The organism is Geminicoccus sp., from assembly GCF_036263595.1.
GTDB lineage: Bacteria > Pseudomonadota > Alphaproteobacteria > Geminicoccales > Geminicoccaceae > Geminicoccus.
Window position 1 is genome coordinate 32,270 of record NZ_DATAGQ010000094.1, and the last position, 20,620, is coordinate 52,889.

Consider the following 20,620-nt stretch of genomic DNA (forward strand, 5'->3'; position numbering starts at 1 on the left):
GGGCGATGCTCGTGGCGAACGACCTGGTTTCCGCACGGGCCGGCCGGCCCGTCCATGCGCCGGTTGCCTTTGAGCTGGCCGCGGGCGATGCGCTGATGCTGCGCGGGGCCAACGGCTCGGGCAAGTCGACCCTCCTGCGCACGCTCGCGGGTTTCCTGCGTCCGGCTTCCGGCGAACTGTCCTGGCAGGGCCGGCCGGCCGACGAAGGCACGTGGCAGGCAGCAATGCACTGGGTCGCGCACAGCAATGGCCTCAAGCCGCACCTGACCGTGCGGGAGAACCTGGTTCTGGCGGCTGCCCTGGCGGGGCAGCGGAGCGATCCAGAGTTAGCCGCGGACCGGTTCGGGCTCCGTTCCCGGCTGGACGAGCCGGTGGCCCGGCTGTCCCAGGGCCAGCGCCGCCGTGCCTCCCTGGCCCGGCTCCTGACCTGCGCCCGGCGGGCTTGGCTGCTCGACGAGCCGGGGGCGGGACTGGATGCGGCGAACGGCCGCCAGCTCGCCGACCTGATCCGCGCGCATCGGCGGACGGGCGGCCTCGTGGTGGTGGCAAGCCATGGCGACGTCGTCCTGGACGATCCGCTGGTCCTCGACCTGTGAGCACCGCGCGCGCCATCCTGGCTCTGGCCCGCCGCGACCTGACGGGCGCCTTGCGCCGCCCGGGCGACGCGCTACTGCCCGTCCTGTTCCTGATCACGGGCACGGCCCTGTTCCCGCTGGGCGTGGGGCCGGGTGCCGACACGCTGGCGCGGATCGGTACGGGCGTCATCTGGGTCCTGGCCCTGTTCGCGATCACCATCGGCACCGACCGGCTGTGGGCCGGCGACGTCGAGGACGGCAGCCTGGAAACGCTGGCGCTGAGCATCCTGCCGCTCGAAGTCACCGCCCTGGTCCGCACCGGCGTGCACTGGCTGGTGTCGGGCCTGCCGATCGTCCTGGCCTCGCCGCTCCTGGCCCTCCTGCTGCAACTGGAGCCGACAGCGCTGCTGGTCCTGCCGGCCGCCCTGCTGCTGGGCACGCCCGTGCTGGTGATGATCGGCGGCATCGGGGCGGCACTGCTCGTCGGCAGTCGGCGAAGCCAAGCACTCACGGCCCTGCTCGTGCTGCCCCTGCAGATCCCGACCCTGATCTTCGGCGTGGGTGCGGTCGAAGCGGTGACGACCGGCGTGGGCGGCACCGTGCCGTTCCTGGTCCTGGGCGCCCTCCTGCTCGCCACGGCGGCCCTCGCACCGTTCGCGACCGCCGCGGCCCTGCGCCTGGCGCTGGAATAGGTCCCGGCCACCGGGCCTTGCCGCAAAGGGTGCGGCGGAAGGAACAAGCCCATGGCATGGACCTCGCACAGCGGCGGACTTGCCGCTACACAGGTGCTGGCCGTTCCGAGGACCCGTCGCCGCCGTGCACGCCTACGCCAACCCGCTCCGCTTCCAGAAGATCGCCGAGGCGATCAGGCCATGGACGACCGTCCTGTTCCTGTTCTGCTTCCCCGTGGCCCTGTTCTGGGCCCTGGTCCTGGCCCCGGCCGACTATCAGCAATCCGACGCCTACCGGATCATGTTCGTCCACGTGCCGGCCGCCTGGATGAGCATGTTCACCTACATGATCGTGGCCACCGGCAGTGCGGTGGCCCTGATCTGGCGGCATCCACTGGCGGAGATCGCCGCACGGGCCGCCGCCCCGGTCGGCGCCTGCTTCACGGCGATCGCACTCGTGACCGGCTCGATCTGGGGCCAGCCCATGTGGGGGACCTGGTGGGTGTGGGACGCCCGGCTCACCTCGGTGCTGATCCTGTTCTTCCTCTATCTCGGCTACATCGCGCTCTACGACGCGTTCGACGACCCGACCCGCGGCGCCCGTGCCGCCTCGATCCTGGCGCTGGTGGGGGTCGTGAACATCCCGATCGTGAAGTTCTCGGTCGACTGGTGGAACACGCTGCACCAGCCGGCCTCGGTGCTGCGCATGGGCGGGCCAGCCATGCACCCGTCGATGCTGTGGCCGCTCCTCTTCATGGCGGTCGTCTTCAAACTATATCTGGTGAGCGTGCTGCTGGTGCGGATCCGGGCGGAGCTGGCCGAACGACGCGCGGCAGCCCTGCGAAGGTCCGAACCGGCTTGACGTTCTTGCGTCGCAGCAGGACACCCGGCCACATCGGATCAGTTCCAGGATCCGGGTTAACCTTTGCGAAAACCGGCGGTGGTACTGTCCGCTTCGGCAGGCCCGACCGCCCGACTGGTTTTGCCGGCACGAGGAGACGATTGCAGTGCGAGTTACCGGCCACGACACGCTGAAGGTCCGTCGCACCCTCGAGGTTGGCGATCTCTCCTACGACTATTTCAGCATTCCCGAGGCGGAAAAGCAGCTGGGCGACCTGTCCCGCCTGCCGTTCTCGATGAAGGTGCTGCTGGAGAACCTGCTCCGCTTCGAGGACGGTCGCACCGTCAAGGTCGCCGATTTGAAGGCGGTCGCCGAATGGCTGGCGACGCGCTCGTCCAAGCACGAGATCGCCTATCGCCCCGCCCGCGTGCTGATGCAGGACTTCACCGGCGTGCCGGCGGTGGTGGATCTCGCAGCCATGCGCGATGCCATGGTGGCGCTGGGCGGCGATCCCGCCAAGATCAACCCGCTGGTCCCGGTCGACCTGGTGATCGACCATTCGCTCCAGGTGGACGCGTTCGGGTCGCCCGAGGCGTTCGAGCAGAACGTCGAGCGGGAATACGAGCGCAACAACGAGCGCTACCAGTTCCTGCGCTGGGGCTCCAAGGCGTTCGACAATTTCCGCGTCGTGCCGCCCGGCACCGGGATCTGCCATCAGGTGAACCTGGAGCATCTGGCCCAGGTCGTCTGGACCGCGAAGGAAGGCAACAGCCAGATCGCCTATCCCGACACGCTGGTCGGCACCGACAGCCACACGACCATGGTCAATGGCCTTGCCGTGCTCGGCTGGGGCGTGGGCGGCATCGAGGCCGAGGCGGCGATGCTTGGCCAGCCCGTGTCGATGCTGCTGCCCGAGGTGGTCGGCTTCAGGCTCACGGGCAAGCTGCCCGAGGGGGCCACGGCGACCGACCTCGTGCTGACCGTCACGCAGATGCTGCGCAAGAAGGGCGTGGTGAACAAGTTCGTCGAGTTCTACGGCAGCGGGCTGAACAACCTGCCGCTCGCGGACCGGGCGACGATCGGCAACATGGCACCGGAATATGGCGCCACCTGCGGCTTCTTCCCCATCGACCAGGTCACCATCGATTACCTGAAGCTCACCGGCCGTACGCCGGAGCGGGCGGCCCTGGTCGAGGCCTATGCCAAGGCCCAGGGCATGTGGCGCCACACCGACGCGCCCGATCCCCTGTTCACGGACGGGCTGGAGCTCGACCTGGGCGATGTCGAGCCGTCCATGGCCGGGCCGAAGCGGCCGCAGGACCGGGTACCGCTCAAGGCCGCGAAGCTGGGCTTCGAGGCGGCCCTGCCGGGCCTGGCGGGCGATACGGCGCTCGACGCCAAGGCGCCGGTGGCCGGCAGCGACCATGCGCTGGGCCATGGCGACGTGGTGATCGCCGCCATCACGTCCTGCACCAACACCTCCAACCCTGGCGTGATGATCGCCGCAGGCCTGGTCGCGAAGAAGGCGGCCGCACTCGGCCTGCAGCGCAAGCCCTGGGTGAAGACGTCGTTGGCACCCGGCTCCAAGGTCGTGACCGACTATCTGGCCGCCGCCGGGCTGACCGAGCCCTTGAACCAGATCGGCTACAACCTGGTCGGCTATGGCTGCGCCACCTGCATCGGCAATTCCGGACCGTTGCCGGACGAGATCGCCGATGCCGTCAACGAGGGCAAGCTCGTGGTGGCCGCCGTCCTCTCCGGCAACCGCAACTTCGAGGGCCGCGTCCATCCGCAGGTGAAGGCGAACTACCTGGCCTCGCCGCCGCTGGTGGTAGCCTACGCGCTGGCCGGCACCATGCTGAAGGACATCACGACCGAACCGCTCGGCACCGGCCGGGAGGGGCAGCCGGTCTACCTGAAGGACGTCTGGCCGACTCCGCGCGAGGTCGACGAGGCCGTGCACAAGGCCGTCACCGCCGAGATGTTCGCCAGCTCCTACGCCGACGTATTCGCGGGCGACGAGCGCTGGAAGGCGATCGGCGCCGGCGAGACCGGCATGACCTATGACTGGGACGACCAGAGCACCTATGTGCGCCTGCCGCCCTATTTCGAGGGCATGAGCCCGTCGCCCGCGACGGCGCTCTCCGACATCACCGGGGCGCGCGTCCTGGGCGTGTTCGGCGACAGCATCACGACCGATCATATCAGCCCGGCCGGCAACATCGCCAAGAACGGGCCGGCGGCTCGCTACCTCCTGGACCATGGCGTCGAGCAGCGCGAGTTCAACTCCTATGGTGCCAGGCGCGGCAACCATGAGGTGATGATGCGCGGCACCTTCGCCAACATCCGCATCAAGAACGAGATGCTGAACGGCAAGGAAGGCGGCTACACTAGGCTGATGCCGGACGGCGCGGAGATGTCGATCTACGACGCCGCGATGGAGTACCAGAAGCAGGGCACGCCCCTGGTGGTCTTCGCAGGCCAGGAATACGGCACCGGCTCGTCACGCGACTGGGCGGCCAAGGGCACCAACCTGCTGGGCGTAAAGGCGGTCGTGGCCGAGAGCTTCGAGCGCATCCACCGCTCCAACCTGGTGGGCATGGGCGTGATGCCGCTGGTGTTCTACCCGGGTACCGACCGCAAGACGCTCAAGCTGGATGGCAGCGAGATCGTCGACGTGATCGGCCTTGCCCAGGGCCTGCGCCCGCTCATGGACCTGACCCTGCGGATCACCCGTACCGACGGGAGCAGCGAGGAGCACAAGGTGCTCTGCCGTGTCGATACGCTCGACGAGGTCGAGTACGTCATGCATGGCGGCATCCTGCACTACGTCCTGCGCCAGCTGCTGGCGCAGGCCGAGCCGTCAGGATCCGCCTGACCACTTGTCCGGGCCGCCCCCTGGGCTGCCCGGGCGTTCCCGTCGCTGGTCTGCCGACGCGGACCTCATGATGGGAGGCAGGGCCATCGGGCCGCCTCAGGCGTAGCGGGCTGTGACGGCCGCTGCCGGCCATACGGCACGGCCCATCACATCGGCTGCCCGACGGGCCGTCACGTCGATCGCCGCTGGGTGTATGGTCCCGGGATGAGGTGGTGTGGGTTGATCTTGAAGGCTGACGCGTCGGCTTTCCAAGCGTCGCAGATCGCCTGGAACGGCGTTCGCCATCGCAGTGCCTTGAGGTGCCTGGCGAAGTTATAGGCGGTGACGAAGGCCAGGATGTGGGCCTGGAGCGCCTCCAGGTCAGGATAGTGGAACGTCTTGAGCGTGGCATCCTTGACCGTGCGGTTCATCCGTTCAGCCTGACCATTCGTCCAGGGGTGGCAGGGTTTGGTGAGACGGTGCTGGATGCCATGTGCATCGCAGACGCGGTCGAAGATGTGGCCGCCGAAGAGGCACCGATCTCTGGGTAGCGGCCGCGGTTCTTGGGCAAGTTGGCGAAGGCCATGCCGCCTCCGCCGTCTCCTGACGGCGGTCCTTCCAGGAAGCGGATCGATCGCCTGCTGGCGATCGATTGTCGGTCAGCACGGTATGGATCTGGTAGGGGAACACCTCGACGACCTCGCGCAGAAAGGCGGCGCCGTTGGCCTTGGTGTTGGCATCAAGAAAAGTGACTTGCGTGAAGCCCGGTCGCCTCCCGGTCCTGCTGGACCGGTTCCTTGCAGGAGACGGATCAGCCGTCTGCTGACGGCTGATTGCGAGGAACATGAAGAGCTTGTCCTGAGCCTTATAGCGCAGTTCACGAACGTCGATGTGGACGTAACCGATCTTCGTCAGGGCGAAACGTCGGCGTTTGGAAGTGGTCTCTGCGCCTTCGGGCAGGCGAGAGAGGGCGGGGATCTCCTTGCACAGGTAGCCCAGGACGTCGTCGAGTGGCAGCAGCGTGCGACGACGGAACTCGACGACGATGACCTCCTCGGCCTCGGTGAGGACCGAGCTGCGTGGCCGGGTCGCTCCCATCCGCGCATCAGCTGTGAACGTGCGCCGACGCCACTTGGCGACGGTCTTCAAAGTTCAGCCCGTAGCGGGTGGCCAGGGTGCGGGTCGCTTCTTGCGACGCTTGGAGCTCGGCTCGAACTCGCGGCGTCGTACGGGCTGAGCCATGAAGACCTGCTGCCATAGCGCGTCCTCGTGTTCAGAAGATAACGCACCACGACACTCCGGGACGATGCAACTAGGCTCCATGGGGCGCGACAGATCCAACCCGCTCCGCGCTGCGCCTCCGGATCCAGGATCGGGTCATGTGGGCGGCTGCTCAAGATCATTGCTCTCGCAGCGATGTCGAACCATCCCTGGCGAGCGACCAGGGCCTGTCATGGAGCAGCTTGGCGGTAGATGACCCCGCCCGAGGCAGTCCGTGCGAAGATCCCGCGCCGGGCTCTGTCGATCGGGTGTCACCGACGAGGAAACGGCCTCAGATGCGCCGCTTCATCCATCTGGCCGGTAAACGTGCGGTCGGCGGGCGCATCAGGGTCAGATCCGCTGCAAAGCCTGCATTCTCCAGGCTGTTGGCGCACTCGGTTGGGGCTGCCGACATCGAGCGGGCGGCCAATGTTGTTCCGGAAGGTCGTGCAGGTTCGGGCCTCGGTGCAACGCAGGAACGCCTTGAGCACGGTGACCAGCTGTTCGCCTCCCGACCTGATCCCTTCCGGGGTTCGGCGGCTGCCGGGTCATGGGTACGGCCGGCCGAGCAGGGCGGCAGGTAGAGGACGCCGGCGTCGGTAACGGCTACCACCATCCTGTGAATGGCCAGGTTGCCCATGACGCGCCAGCAGGCGCTTCATCGGTCACCACAGAGCAAGCGGAGGCATAAGCAAGTTGCATTGCTGGCGCCTGCTGCGCTGCCGAAAGCCTCGCGTCGACGGTCCGAGGATCACGAGGCGCTGGATGCCGGCGGCGATGCCTCTGAGCAGGAACTGGGCCTGCCGCGCCGGTTCCAGGCGAGCTATGGGCACCTCGCCTGAGCGGCGCTTCCTGGCTGGGTCCACACCAAGCCGTTCCCGGCAGAAGCGGTGTTGGCTTTGCTGTCGTAGCCGGCATCGGCGACCAGCAGGTCGTACGGCATGAGCTCCGACGCGCTGGAGGCGAGAGGAACCAGTTCGCCGACGTCGCTGGCTATGGCCTGACCCGCTGCGCCAAGAGCAACGGCGGCTCGAGAGGTGCGAGAGAACCATGGGCCGGCGGAACGAAGGCGACCTGGCGCGCCTGCTTGGCGCACTGGCTTGCCAACCGAACCGCTTCTCGCCGCCCGCAGGCAGATGGCGTGGGCAAGCCGGCAGGTGGACAGGCTGGCTCTGCATCCTTGGCAAGTCGTGGCGGGAATGAGCCAAGTGCCATCATCATCGACAGCTGTGCGAAGCGGAGAAGCTCACTGTCGATGCCGGTCACAGATGGGACATCAGGGCCAGTCGTCGCATGGCTTTCGACAGAGCAAGCGCTCGTATCAAGAGGAGAGCCCGCTCCTTCATGAACGTCCTCTGCCTTGCGTCCGCTCTTGATTGGTTCAAGACCGGACGGAGCCCAAGGGCACGATCCGGGGCCTGTCGACGCTTTCCCGGCGCTGCCAGTTGAAGGCCGCAGCTGCCTTGCGCGCGAGGGAGATGAGCGCAAACTGGTCGAGGGAACGCGTGAACGAGGATCGAGGCGGATGGCGACGAGGGTGATACTGCACCGAACGGGTGGGCCGGAGGTTCTGGAAACGGAGAGCTATGATCCAGGCAAGCCCGCAGCGGGCGAGGTCCTGATCCGGCAGGCGGCGATCGGGCTGAATTTCATCGACTGCTATTTCCGTTCCGGCCTCTATCCCACGGCCCTGCCCTATACGCCCGGCTTCGAGGCTTCCGGCGTGATCGAGGCGGTAGGCGAGGGTGTCGCCGATCTCCAGGTTGGCCAGCGCATCGCCTATGGTACCGGTCCCGCGGGTGCTTACACCGACCTGCGCGTGATGCCGGCTGCAAGCCTGGTGCCGGTCCCCGACTCGATCCCGGACGACCAAGCTTGCGCCATGATGCTGAAGGGCATGACGGCCCAGTACCTGCTCCGCCGGACCTTCAGGGTCCAGGCCGGGCAGACGATCCTCATCCATGCCGCTGCCGGCGGCGTGGGGCTGCTGGTCTGCCAGTGGGCCAGGCATCTGGGCGCCACCGTGATCGGCACGGTCTCCTCGGACGAGAAGGCGGCGCTCGCCAAGGCGCATGGCTGCGATCATCCGATCGTCTACACGCGCGACGACTTCGTGGCGGCGGTGAAGGAGCTGACCGGTGGCAAGGGCGTCGACGTCGTCTACGACTCGGTCGGCAAGGACACGTTCATGAAGTCGCTCGACTGCCTGAAAAGGCTCGGGATGATGGTCACGTTCGGGCAGTCCTCGGGCAAGATCGAGCCGTTCGACACGGCCCTCTTGGCCCAGAAGGGCTCGCTCTTCCTGACCAGGCCGACGCTGTTCAGCTATGTCAGCACCCGCGACGAGCTGCTCGCGACGGCGAACGACCTGATCGAGGTCGTCGCCAGCGGTGCCGTGAAGGTCGAGATCGACCAGACCTACAAGCTGGCCGACGTGGCGCAGGCCCATCGCGACCTGGAGAGCCGCAAGACCACGGGCTGCACGATCCTTACTCCCTGACCTGGTCCGGCGCCGGCACGGTCTCCTTGGCGAGACCGGCCGGCTCCTTGAAATGCTCGCGCAGGGCGCGGTCGAAGAAGAACAGCGCGGCCGCCCGGCCCTCGCCCAGGCACCATTGCCGCTTGCCGCTGTTCGAGCGGTTCTGCCACTCGTCGTCGAAGGCCACGGCGGCCTGCACCCGCGCCCGGAACGCCGCCTCCTCGTCCAGCGCCGCCGCCTCCCTGGCCTCCGCGCAGGCCAGCTCCGCCCCTTTCGCCAGCACGTCGCTCCAGATACCGCAATACTGCAGCACCTCACGATCGTAGAAGCAGCGGGGATAAGGCTGCAGCGCGTCCCTGGGTCCTGCCGTCGCCGGCAGGCCGGACAGCATGAGGGCGGCCGCCAGCCATTTCACGCGAGGCCGTCCCAGAGCAGCTTGAGGCCGGTGAGCAGCACGAAGCCGACGCAGAGCGGATAGAACCACCGGTCGCTCACCCGATGGTGCATCCACACGCCGGCCACCATGGCCAGCGCGGCTACCGGCACCATCCAGAGGATGGTCGATACGATCGTCTGGTCGAACAGGCCGATGGCGAAATAGGGCGGCAGCTTGGCCAGGTTGATGCCGGTGAACAGGATGGTCATCGTGCCGACGAACACCGTCTTGTTCAGCTTGAGCGGCACAAGGTACAGGTTGGCCGGCGGGCCGCCCGCATGGGCGATCGTGCTGGTGAAGCCGGCAGCACCGCCCAGCAGGATCCCGGAGAGCCGGCCCGGCCGCTTGCCCGTCCCAATCCGTGCGGCCGGTCGGAAGAACCAGTCCAGCGAGAACAGGACGGAGGTGGCGCCGAGCAGCACCCGCACCACGTCGTCGGACAGCCAGCCGAAGGCCAGCGTGCCCACCACGATCCCGGCCAGCGCACCCGGCAGCAGGGCCACCACGGCCCGCCTGTCCCAGTTGCGGCGGTAGGCCCACACGCCGATGGCATCCATCAGGCACAACAGCGGCAGCATGATCGCCGCCGCATGGGCCGGCGGCATGATCCAGCTCATCAGCGGCACCGACACCATGCCAAGGCCGCCGCCGAAACCGCCCTTGCTCAAGGCGCTGATGATCACGCCGGTCGCCACCAGCGACCAGTACAGAACGACATCATCCACGATGAAAGCTCACATTCCGGCGATCTTCTTGAGTTCGTCCAGCTTCCAGTTCGCCGCCATCTCTTCCAGGAGCGCGCTGTTCTCGAGCCCGCGCCCCTGGAGCTGCAACAGCATCCGTCCGCCCAGGACCAGCGTCGCCTCGCCGCTGTCCCCGCCTTCCTCGAGCTGGACGAGCACGTTCTCGCGGCCCACCCGTACGCGCCTGGCCGCGGGATTGGCAGCCATGATGGCTGGATTGTTGAGCATGGCGGCCAAGCCCTGGATCATGGGATTGTCGACGGAGATGGTGGCGTCGATCACCCCCTCGCCGCCCTGCTGCGTATAGGTGCGGGCGACCGAGGTCCCTCCACCGAACATCGCCATGGCCGCACTGTTGTCCTCGGAGCCGTCGGCTGCGACCCAGCCTGCCGGCGCATCCGGGAAACCGGCCCTATACCTTGCGGACAGCTGCGACCGGATGTCCTGGATGGCGAACTGAAGCTCGTTGATCGCGCCGGTCAGATCACCTTCTTCGTAGTACTTCTTGCCGAGGTCGAGCTGATCGGTGACCTGATCGGCGGCCGCAGGAAGCGAGGCAGTGCAGACCAGCATGCAGACGGCAAAGAATGACAGGCGCATGATGTCCACCGCTCCGGCGCTGACCCGGCGGAATCTTAGCCCTACCTGTGTCGCCGCGTCGAGCCGAAGCCTGGCGGTACCGGCCACTGCACGAAGGATACAGTCATGACGGACGCCAGCGATGTCGTGGTCGTGGGCGGGGGCCATGCCGGGCTGCTGACGGCGATCGCGCTTTCTGACCTGGGGCTGAGCGTGCGGGTGGTCGAGCCGATGCCCGAGAATGCCATCCGCGAGGCGCCACCCGATGGCCGCGCCCTGGCCCTGCTCGCCGGCAGCATCGACCACCTGACAGCGCTGGGCCTCTGGGATGACCTGGCACCATTCGGCGCGCCGATCCGGCGGGTCGAGGTCCTGGACGTCGGCAGCTCGTCCAAGGTCGCGTACCGGGAGAACGACGCGCCGCGGACCACGCCGTTCGGGCAGGGGTTCGAGAACCGGGTCCTGCGCCGGGCCCTGCTCGATCTCCTGTTGGCGCGGACGGGCAGATCGGTCCTGCTGGAGGACCGGATCACCGGCATCGAGCGGCAGGCGGCCAAGATCGTCGTGCGCACGGAGCAGGGCAGGGATCTTCCTGCCAAGCTGGTGATCGGCGCGGATGGACGCGGCTCCAAGCTGCGCACCCTTGCCCGCATCGGCCTGCAGCGCTGGAGCTACGGCCATGCTGCCCTCGGGCTGATCGTCCGGCACAGCACCGATAATGGCGGTGCCGTGCTCGAGCGGATGCGGCCAGGCGGCCCGCTGGCGACCCTGCCGCTGCGCGCCGACCGTACCGGCATCACCTGGGTCGAGACGACCGAGCGCGCCCAGGTCCTCGCCAACGGTCCGCCATCTGTCCTGCTGGGCGAGCTGTCGGACGCGCTGGACGGCGTGCTCGGCGAGATGCAGCTGGATGGGCCGGTCGGCATGTGGCCGCTCTCGGGCCAGCACGCCGAGCGCTACGTGGCCCCTCGCCTGGCGCTGGTGGGCGATGCCGCGCATGGCGTCCACCCGATCCACGCCCAGGGCTTCAACATGGGCGTGGCCGACGTGGCGGCGCTGGTCGGGCTGATCCGTCGCAACCTGAGCGATCCCGGATCCCCGGACGTCCTCAAGGCCTACGAGCGGATGCGGCGCGGGCCGAATACGCGCGTCATCTGGCTGACCGACGGCCTGGCCAGGCTGTTCACCAACGACCTGGTGCCGCTGGCCCGCGCCCGGGGCGCTGCGCTGACGATCCTCGATCGGATCACGCCACTCAGGCGCCTGGCCATCCAGCGCGGCATGCGGACCTGAGCCTTACTCCGCCGGTACGGGCGTGGCCGTCACCGGCTCGTCGTGGTGCGGCCGATGCCGGCGTGCCAGCAGCGTGTAGGCCGTGGGCACCACGAACAGGGTGAAGAACGTGCCGAGCGTGAGCCCGCCCACGATCACCCAGCCGATCGCATGGCGGCTCTCGGCGCCCGCACCAGTGGCCAGTGCCAGTGGCAGCGAGCCCAGGACCATGGCGCCCGTGGTCATCAGGATCGGCCGCAGCCGCAGGACGGATGCCTCGATCACCGCGGACTTCATGTCCCTGCCCTGCTCGCGGAGCTGGTTGGTGAACTCCACGATCAGGATGCCGTGCTTGGTGATCAGCCCGACCAGCGTTACGAGGCCAATCTGGCTGTAGACGTTGATCGAGCCTCCAGCGAGCTTGAGTGCCAATAAGGCGCCTGTGATCGAGAGTGGCACGGTCAGCATGATGATGAACGGATCGATCCAGCTTTCGAACTGCGCGGCCAGCACTAGGTAGATGAAGGCCAGCGCCAGCACGAAGGTGACGTAGAGGCCGCCGCTCGCCACCTTGAACTCGCGGCTCTCGCCGTTGAGGTCGTAGATGATGGTGGGCGGGATCTTCCCCTCGTCCTGCAGGCGCTGGAAGGTCGATTCGAGGAACTCCAGGGCCTGGCCGGTCGTGAAGCCGGGTGCGAGCGTCGCCGTGATCGAGGCCGAGCGCAGCTTGTTGAAGTGGTTCAGCTCCTTGGGCGCCACCGTTTCCTGGCTGACCACCAGCGTGGCGAGCGGGATCATCTGCCCTGCACCGTTGCGCACGTAGATCTGCTCCAGGTCGGAGCGCGAAGTGCGCTCGTCGTCCTCGACCTGGACCACGACCTCGTACTGCTTGCCCTCGCGCTTGAAGCGGGTGACCTCGCGCCCACCGAGCATCGTCTCGACCGTCCGGCCGATCGTCTCGATGTCGATGCCCATGAGCGCCGCCTTCTCGCGGTCGATCTCGAACTTGATCTGCGGCTTGTTCAGCTTGAGGTCGGTGTCGAGATTGACCAGCCGCGGCTCGGCCGCCACCGCGGCGATCATGGTGTCGGCCGCGGCCTGCAACTCGGAATACGGACTGGAGGTCTGCAGGACGAACTCGATGGGCTTGTCGATCGGGCTCTGGCCCAGCGAAGGCGGGTTCACCGCGAAGGCGAGCAGCGCCGGGATCCCGAACAGCTTCGGCGTCATCTGCGCCGCGATATCCTGCTGCCGGACCGGCCGCTTGTCCCAATCGACCAGACCCACGAAGCCCAGTCCCTGCGTCACCGCGGGGAAGCCCACCACGGTGAAGAAGCGGTCCATGTAGTCGGTGCCGGCGAAGATCTTCTCCATCTCGCGCACGTAGCGGTCGGTGAAGTCGACCGTGCTGCCTTCCGGCGCGATGCCGATGGAGATGATCGTGCCGCGGTCCTCCACGGGCGAGAGCTCCGACGGCAGGGCCTTGAGCAGGAACCAGGCGCAGCCCGCCACCAGCAGGCCGGCCAGCACGACCGCCACGCGCACCGTCAGGATGAACTGGAGCGTGCGCCGGTAGCCGTTGGTCAGCCCGTTCAGGCCGCCTTCGATGAAGCGGTAGAGGAAGTTGTGCCGCTCCTGGTGCTTGAGGATCAGCGAGCACATCATCGGCGACAGGGTCAGCGCCATGAAGCCGGACACGAGCACGGCGCAGGCGAGGCTGAGCGCGAACTCGATGAACAGCCGGCCGGTGCGGCCCGTCTGGAATGCGATCGGGGCATAGACCGCCACCAGCGTGATCGTCATCGCGATGATCGCGAACTGGATCTCCTTCGCGCCGACGATGGCGGCCTGGAACGGCTTCATGCCTTGCTCGACGTGACGGCTGATGTTCTCCAGCATGACGATCGCATCGTCGACCACGAGACCCACCGCCAGCACGAGGGCCAGCAGGGTCAGCGTGTTGATGGAGAAGTCCAGCGCCCACATGAAGATGAAGGCGCCGACCAGCGACACCGGGATCGTCACGATCGGGATCAGGGTCGCGCGGAACGAGCGCAGGAAGATGAAGATCACGATCACCACGAGGATGATCGCCTCGCCGATCGCGTTGAACACGTTGTCGATCGAGGTCGCGATGAAGACCGAGCTGTCGTAGGCGACATCCACCTTCATGCCGAGCGGCAGGGCCGCCTCGATCTGCGGCAAGGCCTTGGCGACCTCCCGGCTGACGTCGAGCGGGTTGGCGGTGGACTGCTTGACCACGCCGATGGCGACGGCGGGATTACCGTTGAACCGGGCTATGATCCGCTCGTCGAGGGCACCCACCTCCGCCCGGCCCACGTCCTTCAACCGGACGAGATAACCGTCGCTATCGCGGATGATCAGGTTGTTGAACTGCTCGGGCGTGCGCAGGTCGGTCTCGGAGAGCACCGTGAACTCACGGTCGGCACCCTCGATCCGCCCGGCCGGCACCTCCACGTTCTGCCGGCGCAGGGCGGCTTCCACGTCCTGCGGCGTCAGATTGAAGGCCGCCAGCCGCAGCCGGTCCAGCCAGATCCGCATCGCCTGCTCGCGCTCGCCATAGATCTCGATCTCGGCGACGCCCGGCAGGTTCTGGAGCCGGTCCTTCACGACGCGGTCGGCGAAGTCGGTCACCTCCATCGCGTTGTGGCGCGTGGAAGCAAAGGCCAGATACATGACCGGCTGGCTGTCCGCCTCGACCTTGGCGATGACCGGCTCGTCGATCTCGTCCGGCAACGCATCCCGGGCCCGCCCGACCCGGTCGCGCACATCGGCCGCGGCGGAATCAGGGTCGCGGTCGACCCGGAAGCGCACGTTGACCTGTGATTCCTCGGGCCGGCTGATCGACGTCATCACGTCGATACCCTCGATACCGGCCAGACTTTCCTCGAGCGTGCGGGTCACCTGGCTCTCGACGATCTCCGCGGAGGCACCCTTGTAGGTCGTCGTGACCGAGACGACAGGCTCGTCGATCTTCGGGTACTCGCGCACCGACAGGCGCGAATAAGCCATCAGGCCCACCAGCAGGATCGCGAGGCTCATGACCGTTGCGAAGACCGGCCGGCGGATGGAGATCTCGGAGAGTGACATGGCCCTGCTCCTCAGCCTGCGGCCGCGGCCGGCTGCGCCTCGCCTTTGGCGCTGCCACCCTGAACCGGTGCTGCCTCACCGCCTGGTTCCGCACCGGCTGCCGGGATCACCTGGATCGGCGAGCCGTCGCCGATCTTCAGCACGCCGGCCGTGACCACCTTGTCGCCCTTGGCCAGCCCCTCGACGACCTCGACCTGCCCGGGCTGGCGCATGCCGAGCTTCACCGGCTGGGTCTTGGCCGATGTCTTGCCGTCCGCTCCTTCGACGACCTTGAAGACGGTGATCTGGTCGCCCATCGGCACGATCGCCGCTTCCGGGATCCAGATGGCATCCTCGCGGGTCTCGAGCGTGAGGGTCACACGGGCGAACAGGCCGGGCCGGAGAGTCAGGTCGTCGTTCTTGACCACCGCGCGGATGACAAGGGATCGGCCGGCCTCGTCGATCTGCGGATCGATCGCCGCCACTTCGCCCTCGAACTGCCGGTCCGGGAAGGCATCGACGGCAACGCCGATCTTCTGGCCCAGTTGCACGACCGGCAGGAACCGCTCGGGCACCCGGAAGTCCAGCTTGAGCGGGTCGATGTCCTCAAGGTTCACCAGCGCGGTACCGGCGTCGACGAACTCGCCGGGGCTTACCCGGCGAAGGCCGGTGCGCGCGTCGAAGGGGGCCAGCAGCGAGCGCTTGGACAGCCTGGCCTCGGCCAACGCGATGGCCGCCGTTCCGGTATCCAAGGCTGCCTTGGCCTGGTCGAGCGCCGCCTGCGACACGGCGTTGCGCGAGCGCAGCGTCTGCTGCCGCCGGTACTCCGATTCGGCGAGAGCCAGTTGCGCCTGGGCTTGCGCCAGTTCGGCCTCTTCGATGCTGCGGTCGAACTCGACCAGCACATCGCCGGCCTTCACATCCTGGCCTTCATTGAAATTGATGCTGACGATCCGGCCCGCGACCTCGGGCCTCAGGTGCAGCGATTCGGTCGAACGCAAGGAGCCGACCGCATCGGTCGTGGTGGCGGCGACGTCGATCGTCACCTCGGCCGCTTCGACCGGCATGGCGAAACCAGGGGGCGGCCCGCCGCCTCCCTGCGCGGCCGTCAACTGCGGCCGCATGACGAACCACCAGTAGGCTCCTCCAGCGCCCGCAGCGACTAGGAGGACGACCACGATGGCCACGAGATTGCGCAACACGATCGATCATCCCTGTGGCGTGAGCCGGGAGGTCTGCCTTCTGCCGGGCAGACCTCCGGGAACACCTTGCCTCAGGGGAAGAACCCGCTGCTCTCCCGTGATCAGTTCATGGTGTTCCAGAAATCGTCGTTCGTTTTCGCGTGTTTCATCTTGTCGAGCAAGAACTCGATCGCATCGACGGTGCCCATCGGGCTGAGGATGCGGCGCAGGACCCACATGCGCTGCAGCGTCGCACGGTCGACCAGGAGCTCCTCCTTCCGGGTGCCGGACTTCTGGACGTCCATGGTCGGGAACACCCGCTTGTCGGCGATCCGGCGGTCCAGGACGATCTCGGAATTGCCGGTGCCCTTGAACTCCTCGAAGATGACCTCGTCCATGCGCGAGCCCGTGTCGATCAGCGCGGTGGCGATGATCGTGAGCGAGCCACCGGCCTCGATGTTGCGGGCAGCACCGAAGAAGCGCTTGGGGCGCTGCAGGGCGTTCGCGTCGACACCGCCCGTCAGGACCTTGCCCGACGAGGGGACCACCGTGTTGTAGGCGCGCGCCAGGCGGGTGATCGAATCCAGCAGGATCACCACGTCCTTGCCCATCTCGACCAGCCGCTTGGCCTTCTCGATCACCATTTCGGCGACCTGGACGTGCCGCGTCGCCGGCTCGTCGAAGGTCGAAGACACCACCTCGCCGCGCACGGTGCGCTGCATGTCGGTGACTTCCTCGGGCCGCTCGTCGATGAGCAGCACGATCAGGAACACCTCGGGGTGATTCGCCATGATCGCGTGCGCGATGTTCTGCATCAGCACGGTCTTGCCGACGCGCGGCGGTGCTACGATCAGGCCACGCTGCCCTTTGCCGAGCGGCGTGGTCATGTCGATGATCCGGGTGCTCATGTCCTTCTGGCCCGTGATCTCGAGCTTGAGCTTCTCGGTCGGGTAGTAGGGCGTGAGGTTCTCGAAATGCACGCGGTGGCGTGCCCTTTCCGGCTCCTCGAAATTGATCGTGTTGGCGCGCAGCAGCGCGAAGTAGCGCTCGCCTTCCTTGGGAGCGCGAACCAGGCCGTGCACCACGTCGCCTGTGCGCAGCCCGAACCGGCGGATCTGCGACGGCGACACGTACACGTCGTCAGGGCCTGCCACGTAATTCACGTCCGGCGAGCGCAGGAAGCCGAAGCCGTCCTGCAGGATCTCGATGACGCCCTCGCCGGTGATGGCGATGTCGGTCTCGGCCAGCCGCTTGAGGACGGCGAAGATCAGGTCGCCCTTCTTCAGCGCACTCGGCTGCTCGATGCCGAGCTCCTCGGCATAGGTCAGCAGCTCCGCCGGCGAGCGGCGCTTGAGCTCGGTGAGGTTGATCGTGGGCCGGTTGACATCGGCCGCGATCTCGGCGGCGGCGAGTTCTTCCTCCTCGCGCACCCTCGGCAGACCGTCATGGCGGCCGCCACCGCCACCGCGGCGCTGTTCGAAATGCCGCTGCCGGCTGTCGTCGCGATCGCGCCGGAACTCGTTGCGCGGCTGCTCGAAGCGTGGCCGCTGGTCGCGCCCATCCTGCCGGTCGCGGAACTCACGGGGCTCGCGCTGTTCGCGAGGTTCGCGCGGCTCACGGAAGTCGCCTCGCCCCTCGGGACGCTGCCGGTCCGGCCGAGGGCCGCGGTCATGGCGGTCGGCGAAGCGATCCTGCTGCCGGTCCTGGTTGCGCTCGGGCCGCCGGTCCGGGCGCTCGTCGCGCTCGGGCCGCTCCGCCCGCACCGCCGGTGCCGCCGCCGGCACGTCGCCAGCCGGCTCCTCGCCGGGCATGGGCGGAATCTCGATCACCGGCTGGGGTGCCGAAGCCGGATCGGCCTGGCGCTGGTCCTCGCCCATCTCCGGGGCCGCACGTCCGTTCGCGGCCATCGGTGCAGGGGCGTCATCGCCATTGCGGTCGACTGGCACCTCTGCCCGCGGCGCCGCCCGGCGTCCGCGCGCCGGCCGGGCGACCGGCGGCGCCTCGTCCCGCACCGGCTCCAGGCCAAGGGCACGCTGCAGGCCGGTCGTATCGGCTACCTCGTCCACGTCGTCACGGCCGAGCGGCAGTTCCGCCGCTTCGGCGTCCTTGGCCCGCTCGCTGCGCGTGCGTGTGCGTCGCCGTCTGGCGCCGGTCGGCTTGGCCGGACCTTCGGTGGTATCGGGCGAGGGCGTAATGGGATCGATCGTATCGTCAGACAAGCTGGCTCTCGCGGGAAAGGCTATCGAGGCTTCAGAAGGGCTTGAGGATCACGAGCAGGACGATGCCGACGAACAGCACCGTGGGGACCTCGTTGATCATGCGGTAGAAACGAGCGGGCTTGGGCCGCTCGTCACGCCCGAACTTCTTGACGTGCGCGGCAAGCAACCCGTGGCAGGCGGCCATGCCCAGAACCAGCAGCAGCTTGGCGTGCAGCCAGCCGTCGGAGAATTGGTTCTGGATGACCCCGAGCCACACGCCCAGCACGATCGTCACGATCATGGCCGGCGTTGCGATCCCCTTGAGGAGCCGCCGTTCCATGATCTTGAACGTCTCCGACGAGTCGCTGCCGACGACCTTGTCGGAATGGTAGACCATCAGGCGTGGCAAATACCACATCGCAGCCATCCAAGCCGCGAATGCCATGATGTGTAGGGATTTCAGCCAGAGCGACCAGTCGCTCAACCGGACCTCGCGTACGCTGCCGATCGGATAGTCCTGCAGTCTCCACGGCGGAGACTGTCGACCTCGGATGCTAGCGGGAAGTTGTCAGGGGACGGATATAGTGCCGCCCCTCATCATTGGCCCATCGGGAAACGGATTTCAAGGGGAACCGGTCCTGAGCTCGTCGGCCAGTCTCTGCACCTCGCCCGGATCGGTCTGCTGCAGCACGCCATGGCCCAGGTTGAAGACCCATGGACGGCCCCGCGTCACCTCCCGCAGCTGGGCCAGCTGCGCCAGCATCGCCGGTCCTCCCGCAACCAGCGACACCGGGTCGAGATTGCCCTGCAGGCAGAGGTCCTTGGGCAGGATGCGGACGGCCTCGGCGATCGGTATGCTCGTGTCCAGGCCGATCGCCTGGGCGTTCACGGCCGCGGCCACCTTCGGCAGCGAGAGCCCGGCGCCTCTGGGGAAGTGGATCACCGGCACGTCTGGATGACGCTGCCTCAGCTCCGTGATGATCCGCACCACCGGGCGGATGCACCAGCGCTCCAGCTGGTCCTCGGGCAAAACGCCCGCCCAGCTGTCGAACAGCTGCAGCACCTCCGCCCCCGCCTGCACCTGCCGGTCCAGGAACGTGATGATCGCATCGGTCAGCAGATCGATCAGCCGCTGGAACAACGGCTCGTCGGTCCGCGCCAGCGTCCGGGCCACGGCGAAATCCTTCGACCCGCTGCCCTCCACGACATAGGCGGCCAGCGTCCAGGGTGCGCCTGCAAAGCCGATCAGCGCGGTCTCCTGCGGAAGATCCTGCCTCAGCCGGCTCAGCGTCCGATAAACCGGTGTCAGGTGATCGTGAAAGCCGCTCAGGCTCAATCGATCCAGCGCCTCCACCGTCCTGATCGGCTCCAGGACAGGACCCTCTCCCTGCTGGAAGGCGACCTTCACGCCCAGTGCATCCGGAACGACCAGGATGTCCGAGAACAGGATGGCCGCATCCATGCCGTAACGGCGGATCGGCTGCAGCGTGACCTCGACGGCGAGGTCGGGACTATAGCATAAGGTGAGAAAGTCCGGAACTTCTTTACGTATCGCGCGATATTCCGGCAGGTAACGGCCTGCCTGCCGCATCAGCCAGAACGGCGGCCGATCGACCTCTTGGCCATTCAGCGTCCTGATCAGCCGTTTCTGTCCCGGTGGAACCTGCAAGCTCGAAGTTCTCCACAGCTCTTTCTATCAGGAGTCTTCCTATCTCTTTCAGATGGATTCCCAAAAAGAAAGGTGGCTGTGGTGGTTGTAGGGGCCCCCTGGACCGGGAGAGCGAGACTGTCCCGGCACCGCCCACCGGCTGTACGCTGGTTGGCCGGCATGTCGAGAGTCTGGGCATCCTTGCGTGGAGCGTCATGAAAAGCTTCAGCATTCCAATGGCTTCCGACGCTGCAGCTAAGATGTGGATGGTGGGGATGGATCGGCGCTATCGTGGTTGTGCCAGGGAAGGGCCGCGAAGCCTTCCCCATGGGTGTCGAATCTCTTGGGTACGGTGGATGGACGGCTTGATGGTGGGCGAAGGCAGCGGCGCTCGTCCCGCCAAGAAAACCGTCCACCGCTTCTCCACAAGCTCGAAGGCTGGGAGGGCATCGTGCGTCTGCACCTGCATCTGATCTCGGACAGCACCGGCGAGACGGTCACCACCGTCGCGCGCGCGGCCGTGTCCCAGTTCGAGGACGTCGTCCCGGTCGAGCATGTCTGGTTCTTCGTGCGGACCCGGGCCCAGCTGGAGAAGGTGCTCTCCATCATCGGCATGCTGCCGGGCATGGTGATCTTCACCCTGATCTCGCCGGACCTGCGCCAGATCCTGCAGGAGCGCTGCGAGCAGCTGAACGTACCCTGCGTGCCCGTCCTCGACGCGGTCATGGACTCGCTGACCCAGATGGTCGGCTCGTCGGGCATGCCGAAGATCGGCAAGCAGCATCAGATG

Annotated in this window: 16 protein-coding genes and 1 pseudogene; 8 read left to right on the forward strand and 9 right to left on the reverse strand. The window is 67.2% G+C overall.

Annotation, left to right across the window (positions count from 1 at the left end; genetic code table 11):
- Nucleotides 1-11: 11 nt before the first annotated feature.
- The 4 genes from ccmA to acnA all read left to right on the forward strand — a co-directional run bounded on the left by ccmA (nucleotide 12) and on the right by acnA (nucleotide 4,965).
- Nucleotides 12-596, forward strand: coding sequence for a heme ABC exporter ATP-binding protein CcmA (ccmA, locus tag VHL31_RS08555; RefSeq protein ID WP_329660790.1), 585 nt, complete (start codon nucleotides 12-14; stop codon nucleotides 594-596).
- The gene (gene ccmB, locus VHL31_RS08560; RefSeq protein ID WP_329660791.1) at nucleotides 593-1,267 is read left to right on the forward strand and encodes a heme exporter protein CcmB; all 675 of its coding nucleotides are present in this window, start codon (nucleotides 593-595) and stop codon (nucleotides 1,265-1,267) included. The genes ccmA and ccmB overlap by 4 nt, the downstream gene beginning before the upstream one ends.
- A 124-nt stretch (nucleotides 1,268-1,391) precedes the next feature.
- On the forward strand, nucleotides 1,392-2,108 hold the full coding sequence (locus tag VHL31_RS08565) for a heme ABC transporter permease (RefSeq protein ID WP_329660792.1): 717 nt from the start codon (nucleotides 1,392-1,394) through the stop codon (nucleotides 2,106-2,108).
- A 145-nt stretch (nucleotides 2,109-2,253) separates the two neighbouring features.
- Nucleotides 2,254-4,965 carry an aconitate hydratase AcnA gene (gene acnA / locus VHL31_RS08570; RefSeq protein ID WP_329660793.1) on the forward strand — a complete coding sequence of 904 codons (2,712 nt, stop codon included), beginning with the start codon at nucleotides 2,254-2,256 and terminating at the stop codon, nucleotides 4,963-4,965.
- A 170-nt stretch (nucleotides 4,966-5,135) separates the two neighbouring features.
- Here the strand turns inward: acnA and VHL31_RS08575 are convergent.
- Nucleotides 5,136-6,202, reverse strand: a pseudogene (locus VHL31_RS08575) (integrase core domain-containing protein).
- Between the two features lie 640 nt (nucleotides 6,203-6,842).
- Between VHL31_RS08575 and VHL31_RS08580 the strand changes: the two are divergent.
- Both VHL31_RS08580 and VHL31_RS08585 read left to right on the forward strand, forming a co-directional pair.
- Entirely contained in the window at nucleotides 6,843-7,046 is a 204-nt protein-coding gene (locus VHL31_RS08580; RefSeq protein WP_329660794.1) for a hypothetical protein, read from the forward strand.
- A 683-nt stretch (nucleotides 7,047-7,729) separates the two neighbouring features.
- Nucleotides 7,730-8,704, forward strand: coding sequence for a quinone oxidoreductase (locus tag VHL31_RS08585; RefSeq protein WP_329660795.1), 975 nt, complete (start codon nucleotides 7,730-7,732; stop codon nucleotides 8,702-8,704).
- Here the strand turns inward: VHL31_RS08585 and VHL31_RS08590 are convergent.
- The 3 genes from VHL31_RS08590 to VHL31_RS08600 are packed head-to-tail and all read right to left on the reverse strand — an operon-like array spanning nucleotide 8,694 to nucleotide 10,462.
- Nucleotides 8,694-9,098: a hypothetical protein gene (locus VHL31_RS08590; protein ID WP_329660796.1), complete on the reverse strand. Its 405-nt coding sequence runs from the start codon at nucleotides 9,096-9,098 to the stop codon at nucleotides 8,694-8,696. The genes VHL31_RS08585 and VHL31_RS08590 overlap by 11 nt on opposite strands.
- The gene (locus VHL31_RS08595; protein ID WP_329660797.1) at nucleotides 9,095-9,844 is read right to left on the reverse strand and encodes a sulfite exporter TauE/SafE family protein; all 750 of its coding nucleotides are present in this window, start codon (nucleotides 9,842-9,844) and stop codon (nucleotides 9,095-9,097) included. Before VHL31_RS08595 ends, VHL31_RS08590 begins: the two co-directional genes overlap by 4 nt.
- A gap of 9 nt (nucleotides 9,845-9,853) precedes the next feature.
- Nucleotides 9,854-10,462, reverse strand: a complete 609-nt coding sequence (locus VHL31_RS08600; protein ID WP_329660798.1) for a hypothetical protein — start codon at nucleotides 10,460-10,462, stop codon at nucleotides 9,854-9,856.
- Nucleotides 10,463-10,567: 105 nt separating this feature from the next.
- On the opposite strand from VHL31_RS08600, the gene VHL31_RS08605 reads away from it, so the two are divergent.
- Nucleotides 10,568-11,734 (forward strand): FAD-dependent monooxygenase, encoded by a 1,167-nt coding sequence (locus VHL31_RS08605; protein WP_329660799.1) that lies wholly within the window; start codon nucleotides 10,568-10,570, stop codon nucleotides 11,732-11,734.
- Nucleotides 11,735-11,737: 3 nt separating this feature from the next.
- Here the strand turns inward: VHL31_RS08605 and VHL31_RS08610 are convergent, their stop codons facing one another.
- The 5 genes from VHL31_RS08610 to hemE form a co-directional block, all read right to left on the reverse strand.
- Nucleotides 11,738-14,824, reverse strand: coding sequence for an efflux RND transporter permease subunit (locus VHL31_RS08610; protein WP_329660800.1), 3,087 nt, complete (start codon nucleotides 14,822-14,824; stop codon nucleotides 11,738-11,740).
- 11 nt (nucleotides 14,825-14,835) lie between these two features.
- On the reverse strand, nucleotides 14,836-16,005 hold the full coding sequence (locus VHL31_RS08615; protein WP_329660801.1) for an efflux RND transporter periplasmic adaptor subunit: 1,170 nt from the start codon (nucleotides 16,003-16,005) through the stop codon (nucleotides 14,836-14,838).
- A gap of 101 nt (nucleotides 16,006-16,106) precedes the next feature.
- Nucleotides 16,107-17,354 (reverse strand): transcription termination factor Rho, encoded by a 1,248-nt coding sequence (gene rho / locus VHL31_RS08620; RefSeq protein ID WP_329660807.1) that lies wholly within the window; start codon nucleotides 17,352-17,354, stop codon nucleotides 16,107-16,109.
- Between the two features lie 880 nt (nucleotides 17,355-18,234).
- Nucleotides 18,235-18,666 carry a protoporphyrinogen oxidase HemJ gene (hemJ, locus tag VHL31_RS08625; protein WP_329660802.1) on the reverse strand — a complete coding sequence of 144 codons (432 nt, stop codon included), beginning with the start codon at nucleotides 18,664-18,666 and terminating at the stop codon, nucleotides 18,235-18,237.
- 138 nt (nucleotides 18,667-18,804) lie between these two features.
- On the reverse strand, nucleotides 18,805-19,851 hold the full coding sequence (gene hemE, locus VHL31_RS08630; protein WP_329660803.1) for a uroporphyrinogen decarboxylase: 1,047 nt from the start codon (nucleotides 19,849-19,851) through the stop codon (nucleotides 18,805-18,807).
- A 430-nt stretch (nucleotides 19,852-20,281) separates the two neighbouring features.
- Here hemE and VHL31_RS08635 point away from each other — a divergent pair.
- The coding region (locus tag VHL31_RS08635) for a kinase/pyrophosphorylase (protein ID WP_329660804.1) at nucleotides 20,282-20,620 on the forward strand (339 nt) is incomplete at its 3' end.

Bases quoted from the DNA above. Each gene is read 5' to 3' on its own strand.
- VHL31_RS08580 (WP_329660794.1), top strand. From the start codon at position 6,843: ATGACGCGCCAGCAGGCGCTTCATCGGTCACCACAGAGCAAGCGGAGG.
- VHL31_RS08585 (WP_329660795.1), top strand. From the start codon at position 7,730: ATGGCGACGAGGGTGATACTGCACCGAACGGGTGGGCCGGAGGTTCTG.
- VHL31_RS08600 (WP_329660798.1), bottom strand. From the start codon at position 10,462: ATGCGCCTGTCATTCTTTGCCGTCTGCATGCTGGTCTGCACTGCCTCG.
- VHL31_RS08605 (WP_329660799.1), top strand. From the start codon at position 10,568: ATGACGGACGCCAGCGATGTCGTGGTCGTGGGCGGGGGCCATGCCGGG.
- VHL31_RS08610 (WP_329660800.1), bottom strand. From the start codon at position 14,824: ATGTCACTCTCCGAGATCTCCATCCGCCGGCCGGTCTTCGCAACGGTC.